Raw genomic sequence first — 18,285 nt, forward strand, 5'->3', positions numbered from 1 at the left:
TGCCGTATCAGGCGAAGGCTCGGGGGTCGGTCATGAGGTACGTGGTGAGCACACGCGCGCCGAAGCCGAGGCTGTCGGTGAGTACGTGTTCGTCGACGCCGTGGACGTAACGCCAGGCGTCGAAGTCGGAGGGGGTACGGCCGGGTACGAAGCCGAAGCCGGGGATGCCGAGGTCGGCGAAGGCCTTCGCGTCGGTGCCGCCGGTCATGCAGTACGGGAGCACGAGGGCGTCCGGGTCGTGTGCGCGCAGGGCAGCGGCCATCGCGGCGAAGTCGGGCGCGGTGTGGTCGGCGCTGACCGGTGCCTGGTAGTCGCCGGTGCGGGTGAGGTCCGGGCCGAGGAGGGCGTCGATCGTCTCGAAGAACTCGGCCTCGGCGCCCGGAAGGATGCGTCCGTCCAGTGACGCGGCGGCCTCGCTGGGGATGACGTTGTGCTTGTAACCGGCGCGCAGCATGGTCGGGTTCACGGAGTTCGCGAGCGTCTCGGCGACCAGCGGTGCGGCGGCGCCCAACGGGCCGAGATCGGCGGGGTCGATCTCGGTGCCCAGGTGCTGCGAGAGGCCGTCGAGGAGCGCCTCGACGATCGGCACGAGCCGGACGGGCCATTCGTGTGCGGCGAACCGGCCGACCGCCGCGGCCAGTTTGACCAGGGCGTTGTCGTCGTTGCGGCGCGAGCCGTGGCCCGCGGTGCCGCGGGCGGTGATGGTCATCCAGGCGCTGCCCCGCTCACCGGCCGCGATCGGGTAGAGGCGGCTGCCGCCGGGCAGATGGACCGAGTGGCCGCCGGACTCGCTGATGGCCGCGGTCACGCCCTCGAACAGATCGGGGTGCTGCTCGACCAGGAAGCGCGCGCCGAACTCGCCGGTGTCCTCCTCGTCGGCGACGAACGCCAGCACGAGGTCGCGCGGCGGCCGGGTGCCGGTGCGCGCCAGGTGCCGGACGAACGCGAGCATCATCGCGTCCATGTCCTTCATGTCCAGCGCGCCGCGCCCCCAGACCGCGCCGTCGCGGATCTCGCCGGAGAAGGGGTAGCTCTGCCAGTCGGCGGGTTCGGCGGGTACGACGTCGAGGTGGCCGTGGACGAGCAGCGCGGGCGCGGTGGGGTCGGCACCGGGGATCCGGACCACGGTGTTGGCGCGGCCGGGCGCGGACTCCAGGACGACCGGGGCGTGTCCGGCGTCGGTCAGCTCCTCGGCGACCCACTCGGCGCAGGCGCGCTCGCCGCGGCTGTCGCCCGCGCCGAAGTTGCTGGTGTCGAAGCGGATCAGCCGGGAGCACAGGGCGACGGCGTCGGCGGCGAGCGCCTCGGCCTCGGCCGCGGTGGGGACGGGAGCCGATGGCGCGACTCTTCTGGGCATGGCGCGGCACCTCCTGATCAACGGGGCTGGGGTGCTTGAGGGGGCAAGCGTGTGTTTCACGGCAAGGTCCCCTGAGGGCTTGTCCACGGCAAGATCCCCTGAGGGCTTGCGATCCTCAGCCTCGAAATCTTCGATGCCTTCGGGCCCGCTTCACCGGGCCCCGCGCGCCGGGCACCACCGCCCTGTCCCCCGCAGCGGCCACGGCCGTGCCCGAGCCGGAGAACTCCCAGGCAGGCAGAGGGTTCGGCACGTGCCCGCGCGGGTCGCTCCGTCCGATACCGCGGAGTTCACCGCCTGTTACGCCGTACGTCGGTCACTGTGCGGCGGTGGCGTCGACCGGCACGCGCTCCTCCCGCGGCATCCGGACGTGGCGTACGCCGGGCACCAACGCCGTGGCCAGGCATGCCGCGCCGACCAGGACCGCGGCCACGGTCAGCGGCACCCCCGGCCCCCAGGCGTCCGCCGCGAGCGGGCCGAACACGTAGCCCACCGGCATCGCGGCCAGGGAGAGCAGCCAGTCGTAGGAGACGACCCGGGCCAACACCGGGCCGGGGACGACCTGTTGCACGGCCGTCTCCCAGAGCGGGTTGAGGAAGCCCAGGCCCGCCATCGCGAGTCCGTAGACCGTGATGATCACCGGGGCCGGGGCGGGGACGGCGAGGAGGGCGAGCGGTGCCGCGTAACTCGCCAGTGCCAGATTGCCGGTGAGGACGGGGTTGCGCAGCCGGACCCGGCCGGCCACCAGCGAACCCAGCAGCAGGCCGACGCCCGCGACCGTCGACATGGTCACCCACACGTTCCTGCCGCCCAGTTCACGCAGCGCGATCGCGGGGCCGAGCGTCGCCAGCACGGCGGCGGCGCCGTTCCACGTCGCGTGCGCGATCAGGCTCGTCCAGTACCAGTCGCGGGAGCGCACCTCGCTCCAGCCCTCGCGCAGATCGGCCAGGAACGCCCGGCGCGGCGGCCGTACATGCGCGACCCGCAGCGGCATCAGCAGCGCGGCGCTCACCGCGTAGCCGACGCCGACGGATATGAACGCCCAGCCCGAGCCGGGGAGCAGCAGCACGCCCGCGAGCGGTGGCCCGGCGAGCCGCGCCGCGCTGGAGGCCGCGGCCACGGCGGCGTTGGCCTGCTGCCGCTGCGCCTTCGGCACCGTACCGATGACCAGCGGGGAGAAGGTCGGCTGGGCGAAGGCCGTGGCCACCCCGCCGAGGGCCTCGGCCACCGCGAGCGGCCACAACGCGGGCACTCCGGCGAGCAGTTGCAGCCCGACGAAGATCTGGGTCACGGACCGGACGAGCGCGGTGGTCAGCGCCACCGTACGGACGTCGACCCGGTCCCCGGCGACGCCGCCGACGTGACGCGACCGATGACCATGTGGCACGCTGGCTGCCCGTGCTGCCGGATCTGGATCCGGACACCGAGGGCGCCGTCACCCGCGCCATGCTGCTCTCCCGGCATCTGCGCCGGGCCAAGGAACGCTCCCTCGCCGCCTCGGGGTTGGACCGGCACGAGTTCGACACGCTGCACAAGCTCGCCGGGCGCGGCGGCCGGGCCACCCCCTCCGAGCTGGCGGCCGACCTGGGCCTCGCCCCCGCCTCGGTCACCGGACGGCTGGACGGGCTGGAGCGCCGCGGCTTCGTGCACCGCACGCCCTCGGCCGTCGACCGCCGTCGTATCGACGTCGAGTTGACGGACGCCGGGCGCGCGGCCTGGAGTCAGGCGCTGGGCGCGGTCGGGGACGAGGAGGGACGCCTGCTGGGGGTGCTCAGCAAGGAGGAGCGGAAGCAACTCTCGGACCTGCTGCGGCGCGTGATGCTGGTGGCCGAGTCGCCCTGACCGCGCTCCGCCGCCCTGAGCACACCGGCCGCAGCCGCCGACGCGTGACGGACCGTAGCCTGTTGCGGTGCTGAGTTACGACGAACTGACCGACTCCGAGCGAGAGTTGTGGGACGCCTTCCCCGAAGGGCGTTGGGTGGATCTGCGTACCGGAACGCCGGAGCAGGACGACCCGGCCGCGGGAGCACGCTGGGGACCCGAACGCACGGTCCGCGCCTCGGTCGTGGCCGCCCTGCTGCTGGGCGCGAACGCGGCGAGTTCCGGCCGCGTCGCGTCCCTTCGCCTCGCCGGCGCACGGATCACCGGCCAACTCGACCTGGCCGGCGCGGAGATCGGCCATGTGCTGTGGCTGAAGGGGTGTTGGCTGGAGCACCCGGCCGGCTTCTACGGGGCGTCGACCCGGACGATCCGCGTCACGGACAGCCGGGTCCCCGGAGTCGACGCCGAACTGGGCCGTATCGAGGGCCACTTGGACTTGAGCGGCTCCGTGATGGAGACAGGCCGCGTCTCTCTCATGAACGCCCATGTGGCCGGGGAGCTGGATCTGGACCGTGTACGGATCACGGCGCCCGGGAGGTGGGCGCTGTTCGCCGGGGGCCTGGTCATGGGCGGCGCCGTCTTCTGCCAGGACGGCTTCACCGCACACGGCGGGGTGCGCCTGCCGGGCGCACAGTTGCCCGGCGGCCTGCACATGCGGGGCGCCCGCCTGGAGAACCCGGGCGGTGTGGCCCTGCACGTGGAGGGCATCACCGCCACCGTGGTGAACCTGTCCGAAGGGTTCAGCGCGGCGGGAACCCTGCGGATGCGGGGCGCCCGGATATCCGACCGGCTGACCCTCGACGGAGCCACCCTCCACGGCGGTGACACGGCGTTGCTCGGCGCGGGGATGCAGACGGGAGCCTTCGACTTCGCCCTCGCCGTACCCCCCACGGGCGCGGTGGACCTCCAGGGCGCCAGGGCCGCCACCCTGCGGGACCACGAAAGGAGTTGGCCGCGAGAGGTACGGCTGGACGGCTTCGTCTACGGCTCCCTGCGCTCCGACAGGAACTCCCTGCGCGAGGACATGGCCTACCGCTTGGCGTGGATCCGCCGGAGCCCCGGCCATGCCCCACAGCCCTACGAGCAACTCGCCACGTGCTACCGGCAGTCCGGCCACGACGACGCCGCCCGCCGGGTCCTGCTGGAGAAGCAGCGCCACCGCCGCCGTACGCTGCGCCCGGCGGGACGCGCGTGGGGGTATCTGCTCGACGCGACGGTCGGGTACGGCTATCGCCCCTGGCTGGCCGGGCTGTGGCTGGCCGTGCTCTCCCTGCTCGGCACCCTGGCGTTCAGCCTCTCCTCACCAGTCCGGACGAAGCCGGGGGAAGGCGATCCGTTCAACGCCTTCGTCTACACCGTCGATCTGCTCTTCCCCATCGGCGACTTCGGCCAGCGCGGCGCATGGCACTGGACCGGGGCCACGCAGTGGCTGTCGTACCTGATGATCGCCATCGGCTGGATCCTCACCACCACCGTCGTCGCCGGTGCGTCCCGCATGCTGAACCGCACCTGACCGCGCCCTAGGTCCGTGGCGACCGGCGCCACATCTGCACGAGGGCGGCCACCCCGGCGATCGCGGGCAGGAGACCGAGCAGGCCGTACAGGCGGGGGATGACGAGGCTGTAGTCGCCTCCCGCGTACGTCAGGTCGAACGCCGCGATCGATCCGCCCAGCACGAAGAACGTGGTGGCGATCGCGCGCGACCAGCTCTTGCGCCGCGCGATGCCCAGGATCGTCGACGCCCAGGCGAGGAGACCGAGGAGCCCGACAACGGCCAGGTAGGTGGCGATGGCGTCGCGGTCGCCCGCCACCAGGTCGGCGGACCAGCCGGGGTAGGCGGCGCGCACATGGTCGGTCAGGCGGTCGCTGGTGGCGATGTCGATCAGTGGGACGAGCGTGGCCGGCGCGGTCAGCGCGAGACCCGCCCAACTCGCGCGCAGACCGGGCCGTTCGGACCGGGACGTCGTGATCGTGGTCAAGACGCTTCCTCCGTCTCAGATGCGGACGCCGACCGGCTCCTGGCGCCCTGATTCTTACACCGTAAGTAGGTGATTTCCACGCTAGACTTACGTCGTAAGAATCGTCAAACCCAAAGAGAGGAACCGTTCGATGTCCAGCAACCGGGCGAGGGGACAGCGCGCCGGGCTGACCCGGCAGGCCGTACTCGAAGCGGCCCTGGCCCTCGCCGACCGCGAGGGCCTGAAGGCACTGTCGATGCGCCGTCTCGGCGCCGAACTCGGCGTGGAGGCCATGACCCTCTACCACCACATCGCCAACAAGGACGCCCTGCTGGACGGGATCGTCGAGCAGATCTTCGCCGAGGTGGTCCCCCCTCTGTTCCACGGCGCGTCCTGGCGCGCCGATCTGCGCGACTACGCCCACGCGCTGCACGCGACGCTCCTCGCGCACCCGAACGTGGTGCCGCTCGTGGTCTCCCGGCCCGCGACGACCCCGCGGAACCTGAGCTTCATGGAGAACGCGCTCGCCTCACTGCGGGCGGCCGGGTTCCCGCTGGGCAGGGCGCTGGACGTGCTGTACGCCGTCTCCGGGTTCGTCGTCGGCCATGTCGCCACCGCTCCCCCCGGCGCCGACGACGACCGGCGGGCCGCCGCCGACCCGCTGGACGGCCTGGATCCCGAGGAGTTCCCCCTGCTCACCGAGGCCGCGCGCACCGGCCATCGGCACTCAGGACCGGACTCCCGGTTCACCTTCGCGCTCGACGCGATGCTGTCCGGATTCGACGCGGCCCGCGGCCCGCGGTCGTGACCAGGCGCTACTCGCCGCGCATGGACGGCAGATGGATCAGCCCCGCGTCCGTGGGGCGGAAGCCGCAGGCGTCGAAGTAGAAGGCCCGCAGCTCGGGCGTGAAGTCGACGTGCAGCCACTCGCAGCCCGCCGCGCGCGCCCGCGCCGCCGCCAGACGCACAACTGCCGTCGCGATACCGCGGTGTTGGTACGAGCCGCGGGTCTTCGTGTCGATCAGGAAGGCGTGGTCTCCCCCGTCCCACGCCACGTTCACGAATCCGACGAGGAGTCCGTCCGCGTCGCGGGCGGCCACCCAACCGAGGCTGTGCGCCTGGATCCTGCTCCACCAGCCGGCCTCGGCCTGGCCACCGTGCGAGCGGACCAGGTCGACCATCTCGTCGTCCGTGAGCGGGTCACGCCATGCGTAAGAGATCACTTCGCTCACTCTAACGGCAACGGCCGGGCCTCTTCGAGGAGTTGGGGGCCGTTGTTGCGGACGCTGTTGACGGCCGTGGAGACCGGCCGGGCGGCCAGGTGTCCGTCCGCGGGCCGGGTCAGAAGCGCGCGCAGTCCGTCGGGGTCCCGGTGGGCGGGGTCGAGCCAGGCGTCGTAGTGGTCGGGGCCGAGCGCCAGCGGCATACGGGGGTGGACGCGGCCCGCCGCGTCGGTGGCGTCGGTGGCGTCGGTGGTGATGATCGTGCAGGTCATCAGCCAGGCGGCGGGGTCGTCGTCCGGCTCGACCGCCGGATCGCGCCAGTACTCGTACAGTCCGGCGAGCGCCATCACCCGGCCGTCCTCGGGGTGGATGAAGTACGGCTGCTTGCGGGCGCCGCCCGTACCGTGATCGCTGTCCTGCCGCTGCCACTCGTAGAAGCCGTCGGCCGGAAGGAGGCAGCGGCGCGCGACGAAGGCGCGGCGGAAGGCGGGCTTCTCGTGCAGGGTCTCCACGCGCGCGTTGATCATCCGGGCGCCGGTCCTCGCGTCCTTCGCCCAGGAGGGGACCAGGCCCCAGCGCAGGGGCCGCAGCTCCCGTCGGCACGGCGCCCCGGCGTCCGGGCCGCGTGGGGCGCGTTCGAGGACGGCCCAGACGTCGTCGGTCGGGGCGACGTTCCAGTTCGGCGGCAGCGCGTCCGTGCCGCGCCAGTCGGTGACCCGGAAGGTCTTGACCAGGTCCTGGGCGCTGCGGGTGGAGACGAAACGGCCGCACATACAGCCACTGTGCCACCGGACGTCCCGGGCCTACCGAATGCCCCGGACATGCCGCTGCCGGTGTCGGCGGATGGCCGACACCGGCAGCGAGCGGGGGTCAGGATCAGACCGTCGGGGCGGGGTAGGTCGGGTACTCGACCCCGGAGACGTACTGGACGACCCGGATGACCTGGCACGAGTAGCCGAACTCGTTGTCGTACCAGAGGTAGAGGATGGCGTTGTCGCCCTCGACCTTGGTGGCACCGGCGTCGACGATCGAGGCGTGGCGCGAGCCGATGAAGTCGCTGGAGACCGCGTCGGGGGCGCTGATGAAGTCGATCTGGCGCTTGAGCGGCGAGGTCAGCGACACGTTCCGGAGGTAGTCGAGGACCTCCTCGCGGTTGGTCGCGCGGCCGAGCTGGAGGTTGAGGATGGCGATCGAGACATCCGGCACCGGGACGCGGATCGAGCTGCCGGTGATCTTCGCCTTGAGGTCGGGCAGCGCCTTGGAGACGGCGGAGGCGGCGCCGGTCTCGGTGATGACCATGTTCAGCGGCGCGGACCGGCCCCGACGCTCGGACTTGTGGTAATTGTCCAGCAGGTTCTGGTCGTTGGTGAACGAGTGGACGGTCTCCACGTGGCCGCGGAGCACGCCGTACTCGTCCTCCATCGCCTTCAGCGGCGGGACGATCGCGTTGGTGGTGCAGGACGCGCAGGACAGGATCTGCTCGTCCGGCTTGATCGTGTCGTGGTTCACACCGTGCACGATGTTGGGGACGTCGCCCTTGCCCGGCGCCGTCAGGACGACCTTGTCGATGCCGGGGCGCAGGTGCTTCGACAGACCCTCGCGGTCACGCCACTTGCCCGTGTTGTCGATGAGGATGGCGTCCTTGATGCCGTACGCCGTGTAGTCGACCTCCGACGGGTCGTTGGCGTAGATCACCTTGATCGCGTTGCCGTTGGCGATGATCGTGCTGTTCGCCTCGTCGACCGTGATCGTGCCCTGGAACTGACCGTGGATGGAGTCACGGCGCAGCAGCGAGGCACGCTTGACGATGTCCTGGTCACCGCCCTGGCGGACGACGATGGCACGCAGCCGCAGGCCGTTGCCGGAGCCCGACTTCTCGATCAGCAGGCGGGCGACGAGACGGCCGATACGGCCGAAGCCGTAGAGGACGACATCGCGCCCGTCGCGGCACTCGATCTTGTTGGCACCCGTGGCGCCGGCGACGGCCTCGGCGGTGAAGTCCTCCACCGACAGACCGCGGTCATCGGTCTTGTACGTCGCGGCGAGCATGCCGATGTCGATCTGGGAAGGGCCGAGATCGAGCGTGGTGAGAGCCGTCAGGAACGGCATCGTCTCGGTGACCGAGAGTTCCTCACCGGCGATCTGCCGGGCGAAGCGGTGGGTCTTCAGAAGGCTGACGACCGACTTGTTCACCAGGGAGCGGCTGTGCAGCAGGACGTTGACGTCCCGCTCACGGTGCAGCTTCCCGATGATCGGGATCATCGCCTCCGCGATCTCCTCGCGCTTCTTCCAGTTAGTGAACGAGTCCTCATTGACAGTCACAGATTTATCTTTCGAGCTAGGCGGCGCTCATATGCTAACCCCCTGCTCCTTCGATCATCCAAACGGATCCGTCCGACGCCGCACGGAACGCTGTGACCTGCGCGTTCGCCGCACCGCTGACGCCGGACGGACCGGACGTCACAGGGACCCGGAGAAGGTGTCGCAGCGGGCGGCGGAGCCCGTGGTATATCCGGTGGTGAACCAGTCCACCCGCTGCTGTGCGCTGCCGTGGGTCCAGCCCTCCGGGTCGATGTGCCCCTGGGAGCGTTCCTGGATACGGTCGTCGCCGACCGCGGCGGCGGCGTCGAGGGCCTCGCGGATGTCGTCGTCGGTGAACGGCTTCTTGTAGAACCCGGTGTCCACGGCGTTCTTCGCCCAGACCCCCGCGTAACAGTCGGCCTGGAGTTCCAGTCGGACCGAGGCGCTGCTCGCTCCCTTGCGGTCCCGTCCGACCCGGTTCGTGGTGCCCAGCAGGTTCTGCACATGATGGCCGTACTCATGGGCGATCACATACGCCTGGGCGAACGGGCCGCCGCGGGCGCCGAACCGGCTCTCCAGCTCGTCGAAGAAGCCGAGGTCGAGATAGACCCGGTGATCGGCCGGGCAGTAGAACGGGCCCACGGCCGAACTCGCCGCCCCGCACCCGGTGTTCACCCTGCCGGAGAACAGCTTGGTGCGAGCGGTGCTGTACGCCTGCCGGCCGCTCTGGGTGAACTCCCCCCGCCAGTAGCGCTGGATGCTGTTGACCACACCCACCACACGGCACTTCTCCGACTGGTTGGCATCACTGCCCTTGTGGCACTGCGCTTTGAGGTCCGACCCCGGCGAACCGGCGGAACGCGCGTGGTCGTTCCCGTCGAGCAGTCCCGCCGGGTTGACACCGAGCAGCACGGCCACGATCAGGACGACGATCCCGAGGGCGCCACCGCCGATGGCGAGCCCTCCTCCGGGAAGTCCGCCGCCGCTGCCGCGGTCCTCCACCTGGGAAGCGTCCAGATCCACATCGTCGCGGAATTCCATCGGTCCTTCGTCTCCTGGGAGTTGGTTTCAGCCCCTCCATGGTGCCGCCCCGCTCCGGAAGGTCCGGAGCGGGGCGGGGTTCAGCGAGCTACGAGGCGTGTGCTCAGGCCTCCTGGGCTACCCGGCGGTGATGACCGTCATGGTCCTCACACCTGTCTCCGCCGTAGGCCTTCCCATGACCGCCGTGGTGCTTGTGGCAGTGCTCCTTCTCCTTCTTCTTCTCCACCTTCACCGTGATGGTGGCGGTGTCCTGGTTGCTGGTGACGCGCTTGCCCTGCGCGTCGATCGCCGTCGCCGTCGCCGTGTTGGTGACCTCGCAGCGCATCACCTGGTGCTTGTTCTTGCCCTTGCCGTGGTCCCCGCCGCGCTCCTTCGCCTTCTTGCACGGGGTGACATCGGACTTGGTGATCTTGTGCGTGCCGGTACAGGTGGTGCTCTGTCCCGGAGCGAGGGTGGTCGCCTGACAGGTGACGTTGGCGACCAGGTCGTCCGTGACGGCCACGTTGGTCACCGTGCTGCCGCCGGTGTTGGTGACGGTGTAGGCGTAGGTGACCTTGTCACCGACACGGAACGGTCCCTTCGACACCACCCGCTTCGCCAGGGCGAGTTCGGCGCCCTGCTCCACCTCCACGATGACGGTGGCGGAGGCCGGGTCGCTGGTGATCTGGTTGCCCGACGGAGGCGTTCCGCCGGCCACCGCGATGTTGGTGACCGCGCACCGCATGACCGCCTGCCGCGGCTCCGCGCGCTTGGCCTTGTCACCCACACGCGTCTGAGGCGGGTTGCACGGGGTCACGTCCGCAAGGGTGATCGTGTGGGTGCCGGTGCAGGTGGTGCTCTGTCCCGGAGCGAGGGTGGTCGCCTCACAGGTGACGTCGGCGACCCGGTCGTCATCGATCACCACATTGGTCAGGGGGACGTTGCCCTCGTTGGTGACCGTGTAGGCGTACTCGACCTGGTCCCCGATGCGGAACGGGCCCTGCGAGACGACCCGCTTCGCCAGAGCGAGGTGGGGCGCCCCGACCTTGAGGGTCTGGTGGGTCTGCGGGGAGGTCACCTGCATACCGTTGGACGCCGTACCGGTCGCCGTGGCCGTGTTGGTGACGGAACCCGCCTGACCGTCGGCCGCGGTGATGGTGTACGTACCGGTGCACGTGGTCGTGTCGCCGGGTGTCTCGAACGGTGTCAGCGTGGTCGCCTGACAGGTGATGTTGTGGACGTGGTCGTCGTTCACCGTGATGCCGTTGATCGTCAGCCCGCCGCTGTTGCGGACGGTGTAGGTGAAGGTGACCGTCTGCCCGACGGAGTAGGGGCCGGGTGTCTGCGCCGTCTTCTCGATCTCGAGGCTGGGTGGCTGGACGACCGGCACGTTCTCCGACGAGGGTGGTGAGGTGACCGTCTCACCGTCCGAAGTCCCCGTCGCCGTGGCCGTGTTCTGGATGGAGCCGTTGGCCACGTCCTCGGCGGTGACACGATAGACCGCGGTACAGGTCACCGTTTCACCGGGCGCGAGACTCGTCACCGGACAGTCCACCGCACCGATCTTCGGGTCGGTGACGGCGATGTTGTTGATCGTCGTCTCACCGGAGTTGGTCACCACGAAGTCGTACGGGACCAGGTCGCCCACCGTCAGCTCACCGGGCAGCGGCTGCCTGGCCTGCTTGACGAGGTTCAACTGCGGAAGCGGTGTGTCCGTGGCGACGACCACGTTGCGGATGAGGTGGACGTCGGTGAACTCACCGGTGGAGCCCGCGAAGCCGAACTTGTAGGTGTCCGGCACCGGGGTCGGAGCCGGGGCGGAGAGCACCTGCTGGGAGCCCGCGCCGTCGTTGAAGTCGATGGACACGGTCAGTTGGGGGTTGGGCGCCGGAGTGAGCACCACATGCACCCGACGACGCGACGGCTCGAGCACGGCCTGGGCCTCTTCGGGGGTGAGCCCCGGAGGCATCGTGGCCAGCGGCCCCTGGAGGTTGCCCGGCAGGGTCGACGGCCACGGGCCGGTGGTGGTGAAGTTGCTGGTGGTGGCCGTCAGGAAGCAGTAGCCCTCCAGCCCTTCACCGGGCCCGCGCACCGTGACCATGTTCGGCCCCGGAGCGGGCACATGGAAGCCCGTGCCGGCGGGCGACTGCTGACCGGGCGGGCAGCCGTTGCCCCGGTGTTCCCAGTCCCCGAAGAAGTTCCCGAGGACGTCGAGGCCGATGCCCAGGTAGCCGCCTTCCACACCGGGAAGGAACGGGGCCGTGGGTTCGTCGTTGTCGAGCTTCTGCGCGTATCCGAGGCTGCCGCCGAAGGCGCCCGGCTGAGTCAGGGAGACATCACCGTTCACCAGGAAGAACGAGATGCCGTCGGCGGGCGTGTTCGGCGTGGTGCTGCCGTACTGCCACTGGTCGAACGTGACATCCAGACCATGGGTGGCGGGAATCGCCTGGTTGTACAGGGCCGCACCGGACTCGTCGTTGGACGAGTCCGTCAGCCGGAGGTAGCCGAACGGATCGGCGTTGAGGGGCGGGCTGTTGACACCGGGGTTACAGCCACCGAGCGGGTGGTCTCCCGCCGGAGGCGGCGTGGCGATGCCAGGTGCGCCGGTGAGACAGGCATCCCCCACCCCGATGAACTCCGGGGCCGTGGCATGTGTGAACGTCTCGTTCACCAAGGTGGAACCGCCACCTTGACGCGGCTGTGCCTGAGCGATGTCGCCTGCGCCCAGCGCCAGCGTGGTGCCGGCGCCCAGGACCAGGGACAGCGCTGCCGCAGCTAGTCGGGAAGTCCGGGCCGGTAGGCCGGACGTCGATTGCCTTCGCTTCATGCCCAGCATAGATAGCAGTCACGTTGCCTTAGCAACCCCATGACAAGCCGCCGCGCATATCCAAGAACCCGGTCAGCCTCACACGCACCCGGGCACAGACACAGACATGCTGACGCACCGTCGGCTGTTGATCGCTTCATCTGCGAAATCCACGGCGTGTCAGTTCCTCCGGAAGAGGGAGGTCCAAGGCCGGTGCGCACAGGGGCAGTTCTCGTAGATCGCGGTGTTCATAGGCCGACCCGGCACGGCTGGGGACCTCACTGCCCGTGCCGTACAGCGGAGTTGAACGACAGAGCCATCGCATGTGAAGGGATGCCGCGACAGCGATCGTGTGCGACGGTTGCGGAACCGGTTCTCCCCCGCGGTGTCCGCCCCGGCCGTCGTCGGTCGGCTCGCCCCTCGGGCCGGGCGGATCACTCCCGCCGCCATTGAGCGTCCGCAAACCAGGACGGCCCACTCTCCACCAGGGTGGGTGCGGGGTGCCACCCCTTCGGCCCAGTCCGGCGGGCCGGTCGGCGGGAAGCCCAGAAGGCTCACGGGTGAAGTGCCCCTCGGAAGGAGGACACCCATGAGCGCCATACGACGCTCCCGCTCGCTCCGTAAGCCGTGTGCCGGCCTCACCGCACTGCTCACCACGATCACGCTCGCTGTCGCCGTTCCCACCCTGGCCACCCCGGCGGACGCCGCCCCCCGCAGGGCGACCTGTGGCAATCCCCCCGTGGCCCTCGAACCGGCCGCGCAGGCGTTCCTCGACAAGCTCGCCGCGGCGGGCGGCCCGCCGCTCCAGGACATGACGCCCTCGGCCGCGCGCCGGTCGCTCCTCGACCTTCAGGCCGCCTACCCGGTGTCCAAGCTCCCCGCCGACATCACCACGCGGACCATTCCCGGGGGCAGCCGCACCGGCCCGGTCTCGATCCGTATCGTCCGGCCGCACGGGATGAGGGGCAGACTGCCCGCGGTGATGTACTTCCACGGCGGCGGCTGGGTGCTCGGTGACGCCTCCACCCATGACCGGCTCGTACGGCAGATCGCCAACGGGGCCAGGGCCGCGGTGGTCTTCGTCGACTACGCCCGGTCGCCGGAGGCGCGCTACCCGGTCGCCAACGAGCAGGCGTACGCCGCCACTCAGTGGGTCGCCCGGCACGGCCGCGAGATCAACGTCGACGGCTCCCGGCTGGCCGTGGCCGGTGACAGTGTGGGCGGCAACATGACCGCCGCCGTGACCATGATGGCCAAGCAGCGCGGCGGGCCGAGGATCGCCCAGCAGGTGCTGTTCTACCCGGTCACCGACGCCTCGTTCGACACGCCGTCCTACCGGCGCTTCGCCACGAACTGCTGGCTCACCACAGCGGGCATGAAGTGGTTCTGGAACAAGTACGCCCCCGATACCTCTGTCCGCAGTCGGCCCACCGCGTCGCCGCTGCGTGCCACGACCGCTCAACTGCGCGGTCTGCCCCGGGCGTTGGTCATCACCGACAGTGATGTGCTGTCGGACGAAGGGCGCCAGTACGCCGCCATGCTGCGCCGTGCCGGTGTGCCGGTCACCCACACCCACTACCCGCGGGTGGTCCATGACTTCGTGATGCTCAACGCGCTCGCCGACACCCAGGCCGCCAGGTCCGCCGTCGCTCAGGCCAACACGGCGCTGCGTAGGTCCCTGCGCAGTTGACGCACCACGCTACGTCAACTACTCGCCGTGCGGCGGCGGTTCAGGCGATCGCCGCACGGCCTCGCGGCATTACCGCAGATGCGGGCCCGGGGGAAGCGCGGAGCGCTGTTGCGGCACACGGGCGTTACCGGCGAACGGGCCGGGCTCGAAGGCTCCGGGAGACTGCTCCAGTCTGATCACCCCCTGGAGTTGGCGACGTATCATCTCCGCCGCATCGCGTACCTGTGCGGGTACGTCACCGCGCTCCGCGATGAGCTGGTGATAGATGGGGGCGTCTTGGAACATGGGACAACGAGACCTTCCTGTCGGCGGTTTCACTCCGCCGTGCGACGACCGCAGGGGCAGGCACGGACATCGTTCGATCCTATCGTTGGCCGACCTGGCGTCCGGGCGAGGCCCGAATATCGGCGGCTCGCACGGGCCTGTCGCGTCTACAGGTCCTGGGACAACAGCAGCTCACGGGCAAGTCGCGCACCGCGGGCCGTCTCCTCGGGCGGGGTGCCCTCGGCCGGGGTGCTCTCCAAGCCGTGCGCGAGCGCCCGAAGGGCATCGGCGAGCGTCGCCACCTGAGCCTCCAGGCGGCCCACACGCGCTTCCAGCCCAGGCGCTGCGTCGGGTTCGGGGGAGGGTTGCCGAGTCATGCGCATCTCCTTGACCGGCCGCCTGACGACAGCCTCGTTGCTCCGGCCTCTGTGACACCTGTCCATGTCCATGCTGATCGCTGCGCGCCGTACCCGCACGGCATGACCGGCGACGCGAGCGCGCGGGCGTGTGCGCTGGGGAGCGGCTGGTGGTTCGGGCGCCGGGGGGAGCCACCCGGCTGGGGGTAAAGGGGGGTGAAGACTCGGCGCGCGGCGGCCGGGGGTGCATAACCTGGCACGGGCATCGCGCCGGTTCGGGCGCACCGACACACGGACGGGGAGCGGAACATGCGTCATCACATGATGGGTACGACGGTCACACTCTGTGCGGTCGCGCTGGCAGCGAGTACGGGCGCGGCAGCCGCCGTGCCACTGCCGCCGAAGGTGCCCGCCGCGGCGCGACAGAGCGGGGACACCGTCCTCGTCGACTGCTCCTGGCGCTCCCAGGTACAGCCCTCCGACTTCATGATCGCCTGCGGTGACGGCAACAACCGCCTCTCCTCGCTGCACTGGTCGTACTGGGGCTCGAAGTCGGCGGTGGGCACGGGCCTCGACGTGGCGAACGACTGTGATCCGTACTGCGCGGCCGGGACCTTCCACTCGTTCCCGGTCGTCGTCCGGCTCGAGCACCCGCAGCCGTGGAAGAAGCACCCTCGACTGCGGCACTACACGCAGATGACCCTGATCTACACCGAGGGGAAGCCGGAGGGCTCCGCGCGAGCGGTGACCTATCCGCTGTGGGACTGACGCGGGCGTGAGCGTATACCACCGATAGCGGGCGAAAGGGTGCATAAACCCCCCGAAGGAGGGAAATTGAAGATAAGGAACATCTAAACCCTCACGGAGGGGAGCGACAGCGATGGCGCATCCGCAGCAACCCAGTGGAATGCATCCGCAACAGCAGTCCACCGGAACGACGGGCATGCATCACCCCGATGACATGGGGACGCATCGCCACGGCGCGATGGGCCTGCACCCCGAACTGGCGGAGATGCGGGAATGGCTGGAGCGCTCGGGCTCCACCAGCAACTCGGCGATCGCCGTGGAGGGTCTGATCCTCCTCGCGGGCGTCTACGCGGCGATATCGCCCTGGGTCATCCACTTCGCGGCACAGACGCCCAGCCTCACCGCCAGCAACCTGATCGTCGGCATCACCATCGCCCTGATCGGATTCGCGCTGACGCTGGCCCCGGACCGTATGCTCCGGGTGGCGTGGATGATCGTTCCGCTCGGCCTGTGGCTGATCATCTCCCCCTGGGTGGCCACCGCCGCCCACAGCGCACGGGCCGGCATCATCTGGAGCAACGTCATCGTGGGCGCGCTGACAGTCCTTCTGGGGCTCGCCGCCATGGGTCTGACCATCGGCCGCAGTCGGCACCACGACATGCGCCGGTGAGAAGGCGCCGCAGTACCCGTACCACCAGGCCTCGAATGGATGTTCGTTCGCATCCGTTCGGGGCCTTTGCCGTGCGCCGGTCAGCTCACGTCGCCTGGCGCCGGGGAGTAGATGACAATACACATAGCGTGACAAATCACCTTGGCGGGTGGGCCGCTGTCCGTCCGTCGCATCCGTCGCGTCATCCGCCTGTCGCCCCGCACGTTCGCCGTCGCAGCGAGGTCACCCGCCATGCCACAGCCTTCGTCCCCCTTTCGGTCCGTCCCCGTCTCGCCCCTGGGCACCCTGGCCCCCGCCGTCGGCCCCTCGCGTCCGGCCGGTGCCGACCGGGCGCTGCGGCAGGGGACGGCGCTGGTCACCGGCGCGTCCTCCGGTATCGGTGCCGCGGTCGCCCGTCGACTGGCCGGTGAGGGAGGGTGGCAGTTGGTGCTGAACGGCCGTGACACCACACGCCTCGCCCATGTCGCCGCCCAGACGTCGGCCACCGTCTTCCCCACGAATCTCACCCGTCCGGGTGCCGAACGGCAGCTCGCCGAGTTCGCGCTCGGCCAGGACGGCCGGGTGGACCTGCTGGTGGCGTGCGCCGGAATCGGCTGCGCGGGCGACTTCCGGGCCATGCCGCTGGCCGACATCGACGAAGTGGTCGGCGTCGACCTGGTCGCCACGATGCGCCTGGTACGGCATGTGCTGCCGCCGATGATCGAGGCCGGATCGGGGCGCGTGGTGATCATCGGGTCCATCGCGGGCGCCGTCGGCGTACGCGGCGAGGCCGTCTACTCCGCGGCCAAGGCGGCGCTGGCCACGTTCGCCGACGCCCTGCGCTACGAGCTGCACGGCACGGGTGTGGGCGTCAGCCATGTGGTCCCCGGTGTGGTCAGCACGCCGTTCTTCGAACGTCGCGGAGTGCCGTACCGGCGGTCGAGGCCGCGCCCGGTGCCGCCGGAGCGCGTGGCGGACGCCGTCTGGGGCGCGATCTCCCACGGGCGGGACGAGGTCTACGTCCCCGGCTGGCTGCGGCTGCCCGCCCGGGTCCACGGCGCGGCACCAGCGCTGTACCGGCGGCTGGCCGCACGGTTCGGCTGAATCGAGTGGCGGGTGAGCGCTCCCACCATCCTGCTCGCGCTGCTCGCGGCGCTCTCCAACGCCTCGGCCTCCGTCCTGCAACGACGGGCCGCGCGGGACGAACCCGACGTCCTCCACGGGCGGTGGCAGGGGATGCGCTGGATCGTCCATGTGCTGCGGCGGCCCCACTGGCTGGCGGGCGCCGGGATGCTCGCGGTGTCGACCGCCCTCCAGGCCGCCGCGCTGGCCGTGGGCAGCCTGTCCGTCGTCCAGCCCCTGCTGGCGAGCGAACTGTTGTTCACCCTGGCGGTCGGCAGTGTGGTCTTCCAGCGCCTGCCGGACCGTCGTACCTGGCTGGCGTTCGCCGCGCTGGCCGTGGGTCTCGCGCTCTTCCTCGGGATGGCCGCGCCGTCGCCGGGCCAGGCCACCGCGCTGCCGGGGCGCTGGCCCGTGGTGGGGGTCACGCTGGCCTGCGTGGTGGCCGCCTCCGTCGCGCTGGCCCGCCCGCTGACGGGGGCGCCGCGCGCGGCGCTGTTCGGGTTGGCGTCCGCGGTGTCGTTCGCCGCCACCGCCGCGCTGCTCAAGGAGGTCATGGGAGGAATCTCGCGGGGTCCGGTCGCGGTGCTCACGGGGTGGCCGCCGTATGCCACTCTCGCTACCGGGCTGGTGGCCTTCGTGCTGTTGCAGAACGCGTTCCGCGCTGGGACCCTGACGGCGTCCCAGCCGGTTCTCACCCTGGGAGACGCCGTGGTCAGCGTGGGGCTGGGGTGGGCGCTGTTCGACGAGCGGATCGCCCTCGGGGCGTGGGTGCTCCCGGAGCTGATCGGTGTGGCGCTCATCGGGGTCGGCAGCATCGGGCTGGCGCGGGCCCTGGCGAGCGGCGGTGCCTGGGACACGGTGGTGCCTCCGGAGCGGGACGGCCCCCTGTGACCGCTACGGGTCCGACAAAGGAG

Annotated in this window: 18 protein-coding genes; 8 read left to right on the plus strand and 10 right to left on the minus strand. The window is 70.6% G+C overall.

Features of this window, described 5'->3' with window-relative positions:
• Window positions 1-7: 7 nt before the first annotated feature.
• The gene (locus ACZ60T_RS02470) at window positions 8-1,357 is read right to left on the minus strand and encodes a M20/M25/M40 family metallo-hydrolase (protein WP_365630496.1); all 1,350 of its coding nucleotides are present in this window, start codon (window positions 1,355-1,357) and stop codon (window positions 8-10) included.
• Window positions 1,358-1,670: 313 nt separating this feature from the next.
• A complete protein-coding gene (locus ACZ60T_RS02475; RefSeq protein WP_469663766.1) occupies window positions 1,671-2,741 on the minus strand; it encodes an MFS transporter in 1,071 nt (356 codons plus the stop codon).
• Between ACZ60T_RS02475 and ACZ60T_RS02480 the strand changes: the two genes are divergently transcribed.
• Both ACZ60T_RS02480 and ACZ60T_RS02485 read left to right on the plus strand, forming a co-directional pair.
• Window positions 2,735-3,196: a MarR family winged helix-turn-helix transcriptional regulator gene (locus ACZ60T_RS02480; protein ID WP_469663768.1), complete on the plus strand. Its 462-nt coding sequence runs from the start codon at window positions 2,735-2,737 to the stop codon at window positions 3,194-3,196. The genes ACZ60T_RS02475 and ACZ60T_RS02480 overlap by 7 nt on opposite strands.
• 67 nt (window positions 3,197-3,263) lie before the next feature.
• On the plus strand, window positions 3,264-4,748 hold the full coding sequence (locus ACZ60T_RS02485) for an oxidoreductase (RefSeq protein WP_469663770.1): 1,485 nt from the start codon (window positions 3,264-3,266) through the stop codon (window positions 4,746-4,748).
• A gap of 7 nt (window positions 4,749-4,755) precedes the next feature.
• On the opposite strand, the gene ACZ60T_RS02490 is transcribed toward ACZ60T_RS02485, so the two are convergent.
• Window positions 4,756-5,214 carry a hypothetical protein gene (locus tag ACZ60T_RS02490; protein ID WP_469663772.1) on the minus strand — a complete coding sequence of 153 codons (459 nt, stop codon included), beginning with the start codon at window positions 5,212-5,214 and terminating at the stop codon, window positions 4,756-4,758.
• Window positions 5,215-5,344: 130 nt separating this feature from the next.
• Here ACZ60T_RS02490 and ACZ60T_RS02495 point away from each other — a divergent pair, with 130 nt between their 5' ends.
• Window positions 5,345-6,001, plus strand: coding sequence for a TetR/AcrR family transcriptional regulator C-terminal domain-containing protein (locus ACZ60T_RS02495; protein WP_469663773.1), 657 nt, complete (start codon window positions 5,345-5,347; stop codon window positions 5,999-6,001).
• A 7-nt stretch (window positions 6,002-6,008) separates the two neighbouring features.
• Here ACZ60T_RS02495 and ACZ60T_RS02500 read toward each other — a convergent pair whose 3' ends face one another.
• From ACZ60T_RS02500 to ACZ60T_RS02520, 5 genes are all read right to left on the minus strand, one after another.
• Window positions 6,009-6,416, minus strand: a complete 408-nt coding sequence (locus ACZ60T_RS02500; RefSeq protein WP_469663775.1) for a GNAT family N-acetyltransferase — start codon at window positions 6,414-6,416, stop codon at window positions 6,009-6,011.
• Window positions 6,417-6,421: 5 nt separating this feature from the next.
• On the minus strand, window positions 6,422-7,189 hold the full coding sequence (locus ACZ60T_RS02505; protein WP_469663777.1) for an SOS response-associated peptidase: 768 nt from the start codon (window positions 7,187-7,189) through the stop codon (window positions 6,422-6,424).
• A 103-nt stretch (window positions 7,190-7,292) separates the two neighbouring features.
• Window positions 7,293-8,738, minus strand: a complete 1,446-nt coding sequence (locus ACZ60T_RS02510) for a glyceraldehyde-3-phosphate dehydrogenase (RefSeq protein ID WP_469663778.1) — start codon at window positions 8,736-8,738, stop codon at window positions 7,293-7,295.
• A gap of 138 nt (window positions 8,739-8,876) precedes the next feature.
• Complete coding sequence (ypfJ, locus tag ACZ60T_RS02515; protein WP_469663780.1) at window positions 8,877-9,758, minus strand: KPN_02809 family neutral zinc metallopeptidase; 882 nt, start codon at window positions 9,756-9,758, stop codon at window positions 8,877-8,879.
• A 103-nt stretch (window positions 9,759-9,861) separates the two neighbouring features.
• Complete coding sequence (locus ACZ60T_RS02520) at window positions 9,862-12,408, minus strand: DUF7507 domain-containing protein (RefSeq protein WP_469664727.1); 2,547 nt, start codon at window positions 12,406-12,408, stop codon at window positions 9,862-9,864.
• A 724-nt stretch (window positions 12,409-13,132) separates the two neighbouring features.
• Here ACZ60T_RS02520 and ACZ60T_RS02525 point away from each other — a divergent pair.
• Window positions 13,133-14,233: an alpha/beta hydrolase gene (locus tag ACZ60T_RS02525; protein WP_469663782.1), complete on the plus strand. Its 1,101-nt coding sequence runs from the start codon at window positions 13,133-13,135 to the stop codon at window positions 14,231-14,233.
• 69 nt (window positions 14,234-14,302) lie between these two features.
• Here ACZ60T_RS02525 and ACZ60T_RS02530 read toward each other — a convergent pair whose 3' ends face one another.
• Window positions 14,303-14,518, minus strand: coding sequence for a hypothetical protein (locus tag ACZ60T_RS02530; protein WP_252423051.1), 216 nt, complete (start codon window positions 14,516-14,518; stop codon window positions 14,303-14,305).
• Between the two features lie 146 nt (window positions 14,519-14,664).
• Window positions 14,665-14,874, minus strand: a complete 210-nt coding sequence (locus tag ACZ60T_RS02535) for a hypothetical protein (RefSeq protein ID WP_365630466.1) — start codon at window positions 14,872-14,874, stop codon at window positions 14,665-14,667.
• Between the two features lie 288 nt (window positions 14,875-15,162).
• On the opposite strand from ACZ60T_RS02535, the gene ACZ60T_RS02540 reads away from it, so the two are divergent.
• From ACZ60T_RS02540 to ACZ60T_RS02555, 4 genes are all read left to right on the plus strand, one after another.
• A complete protein-coding gene (locus ACZ60T_RS02540) occupies window positions 15,163-15,621 on the plus strand; it encodes a hypothetical protein (RefSeq protein WP_469663784.1) in 459 nt (152 codons plus the stop codon).
• Window positions 15,622-15,733: 112 nt separating this feature from the next.
• The gene (locus ACZ60T_RS02545) at window positions 15,734-16,270 is read left to right on the plus strand and encodes an SPW repeat protein (protein ID WP_469663786.1); all 537 of its coding nucleotides are present in this window, start codon (window positions 15,734-15,736) and stop codon (window positions 16,268-16,270) included.
• 231 nt (window positions 16,271-16,501) lie between these two features.
• Window positions 16,502-17,353 carry an SDR family NAD(P)-dependent oxidoreductase gene (locus ACZ60T_RS02550; protein ID WP_469663788.1) on the plus strand — a complete coding sequence of 284 codons (852 nt, stop codon included), beginning with the start codon at window positions 16,502-16,504 and terminating at the stop codon, window positions 17,351-17,353.
• Window positions 17,354-17,365: 12 nt separating this feature from the next.
• On the plus strand, window positions 17,366-18,262 hold the full coding sequence (locus ACZ60T_RS02555) for a DMT family transporter (protein WP_469663790.1): 897 nt from the start codon (window positions 17,366-17,368) through the stop codon (window positions 18,260-18,262).
• The last annotated feature ends 23 nt before the right edge of the window (window positions 18,263-18,285 follow it).

This window comes from Streptomyces sp. NPDC104371 (genome assembly GCF_055583785.1).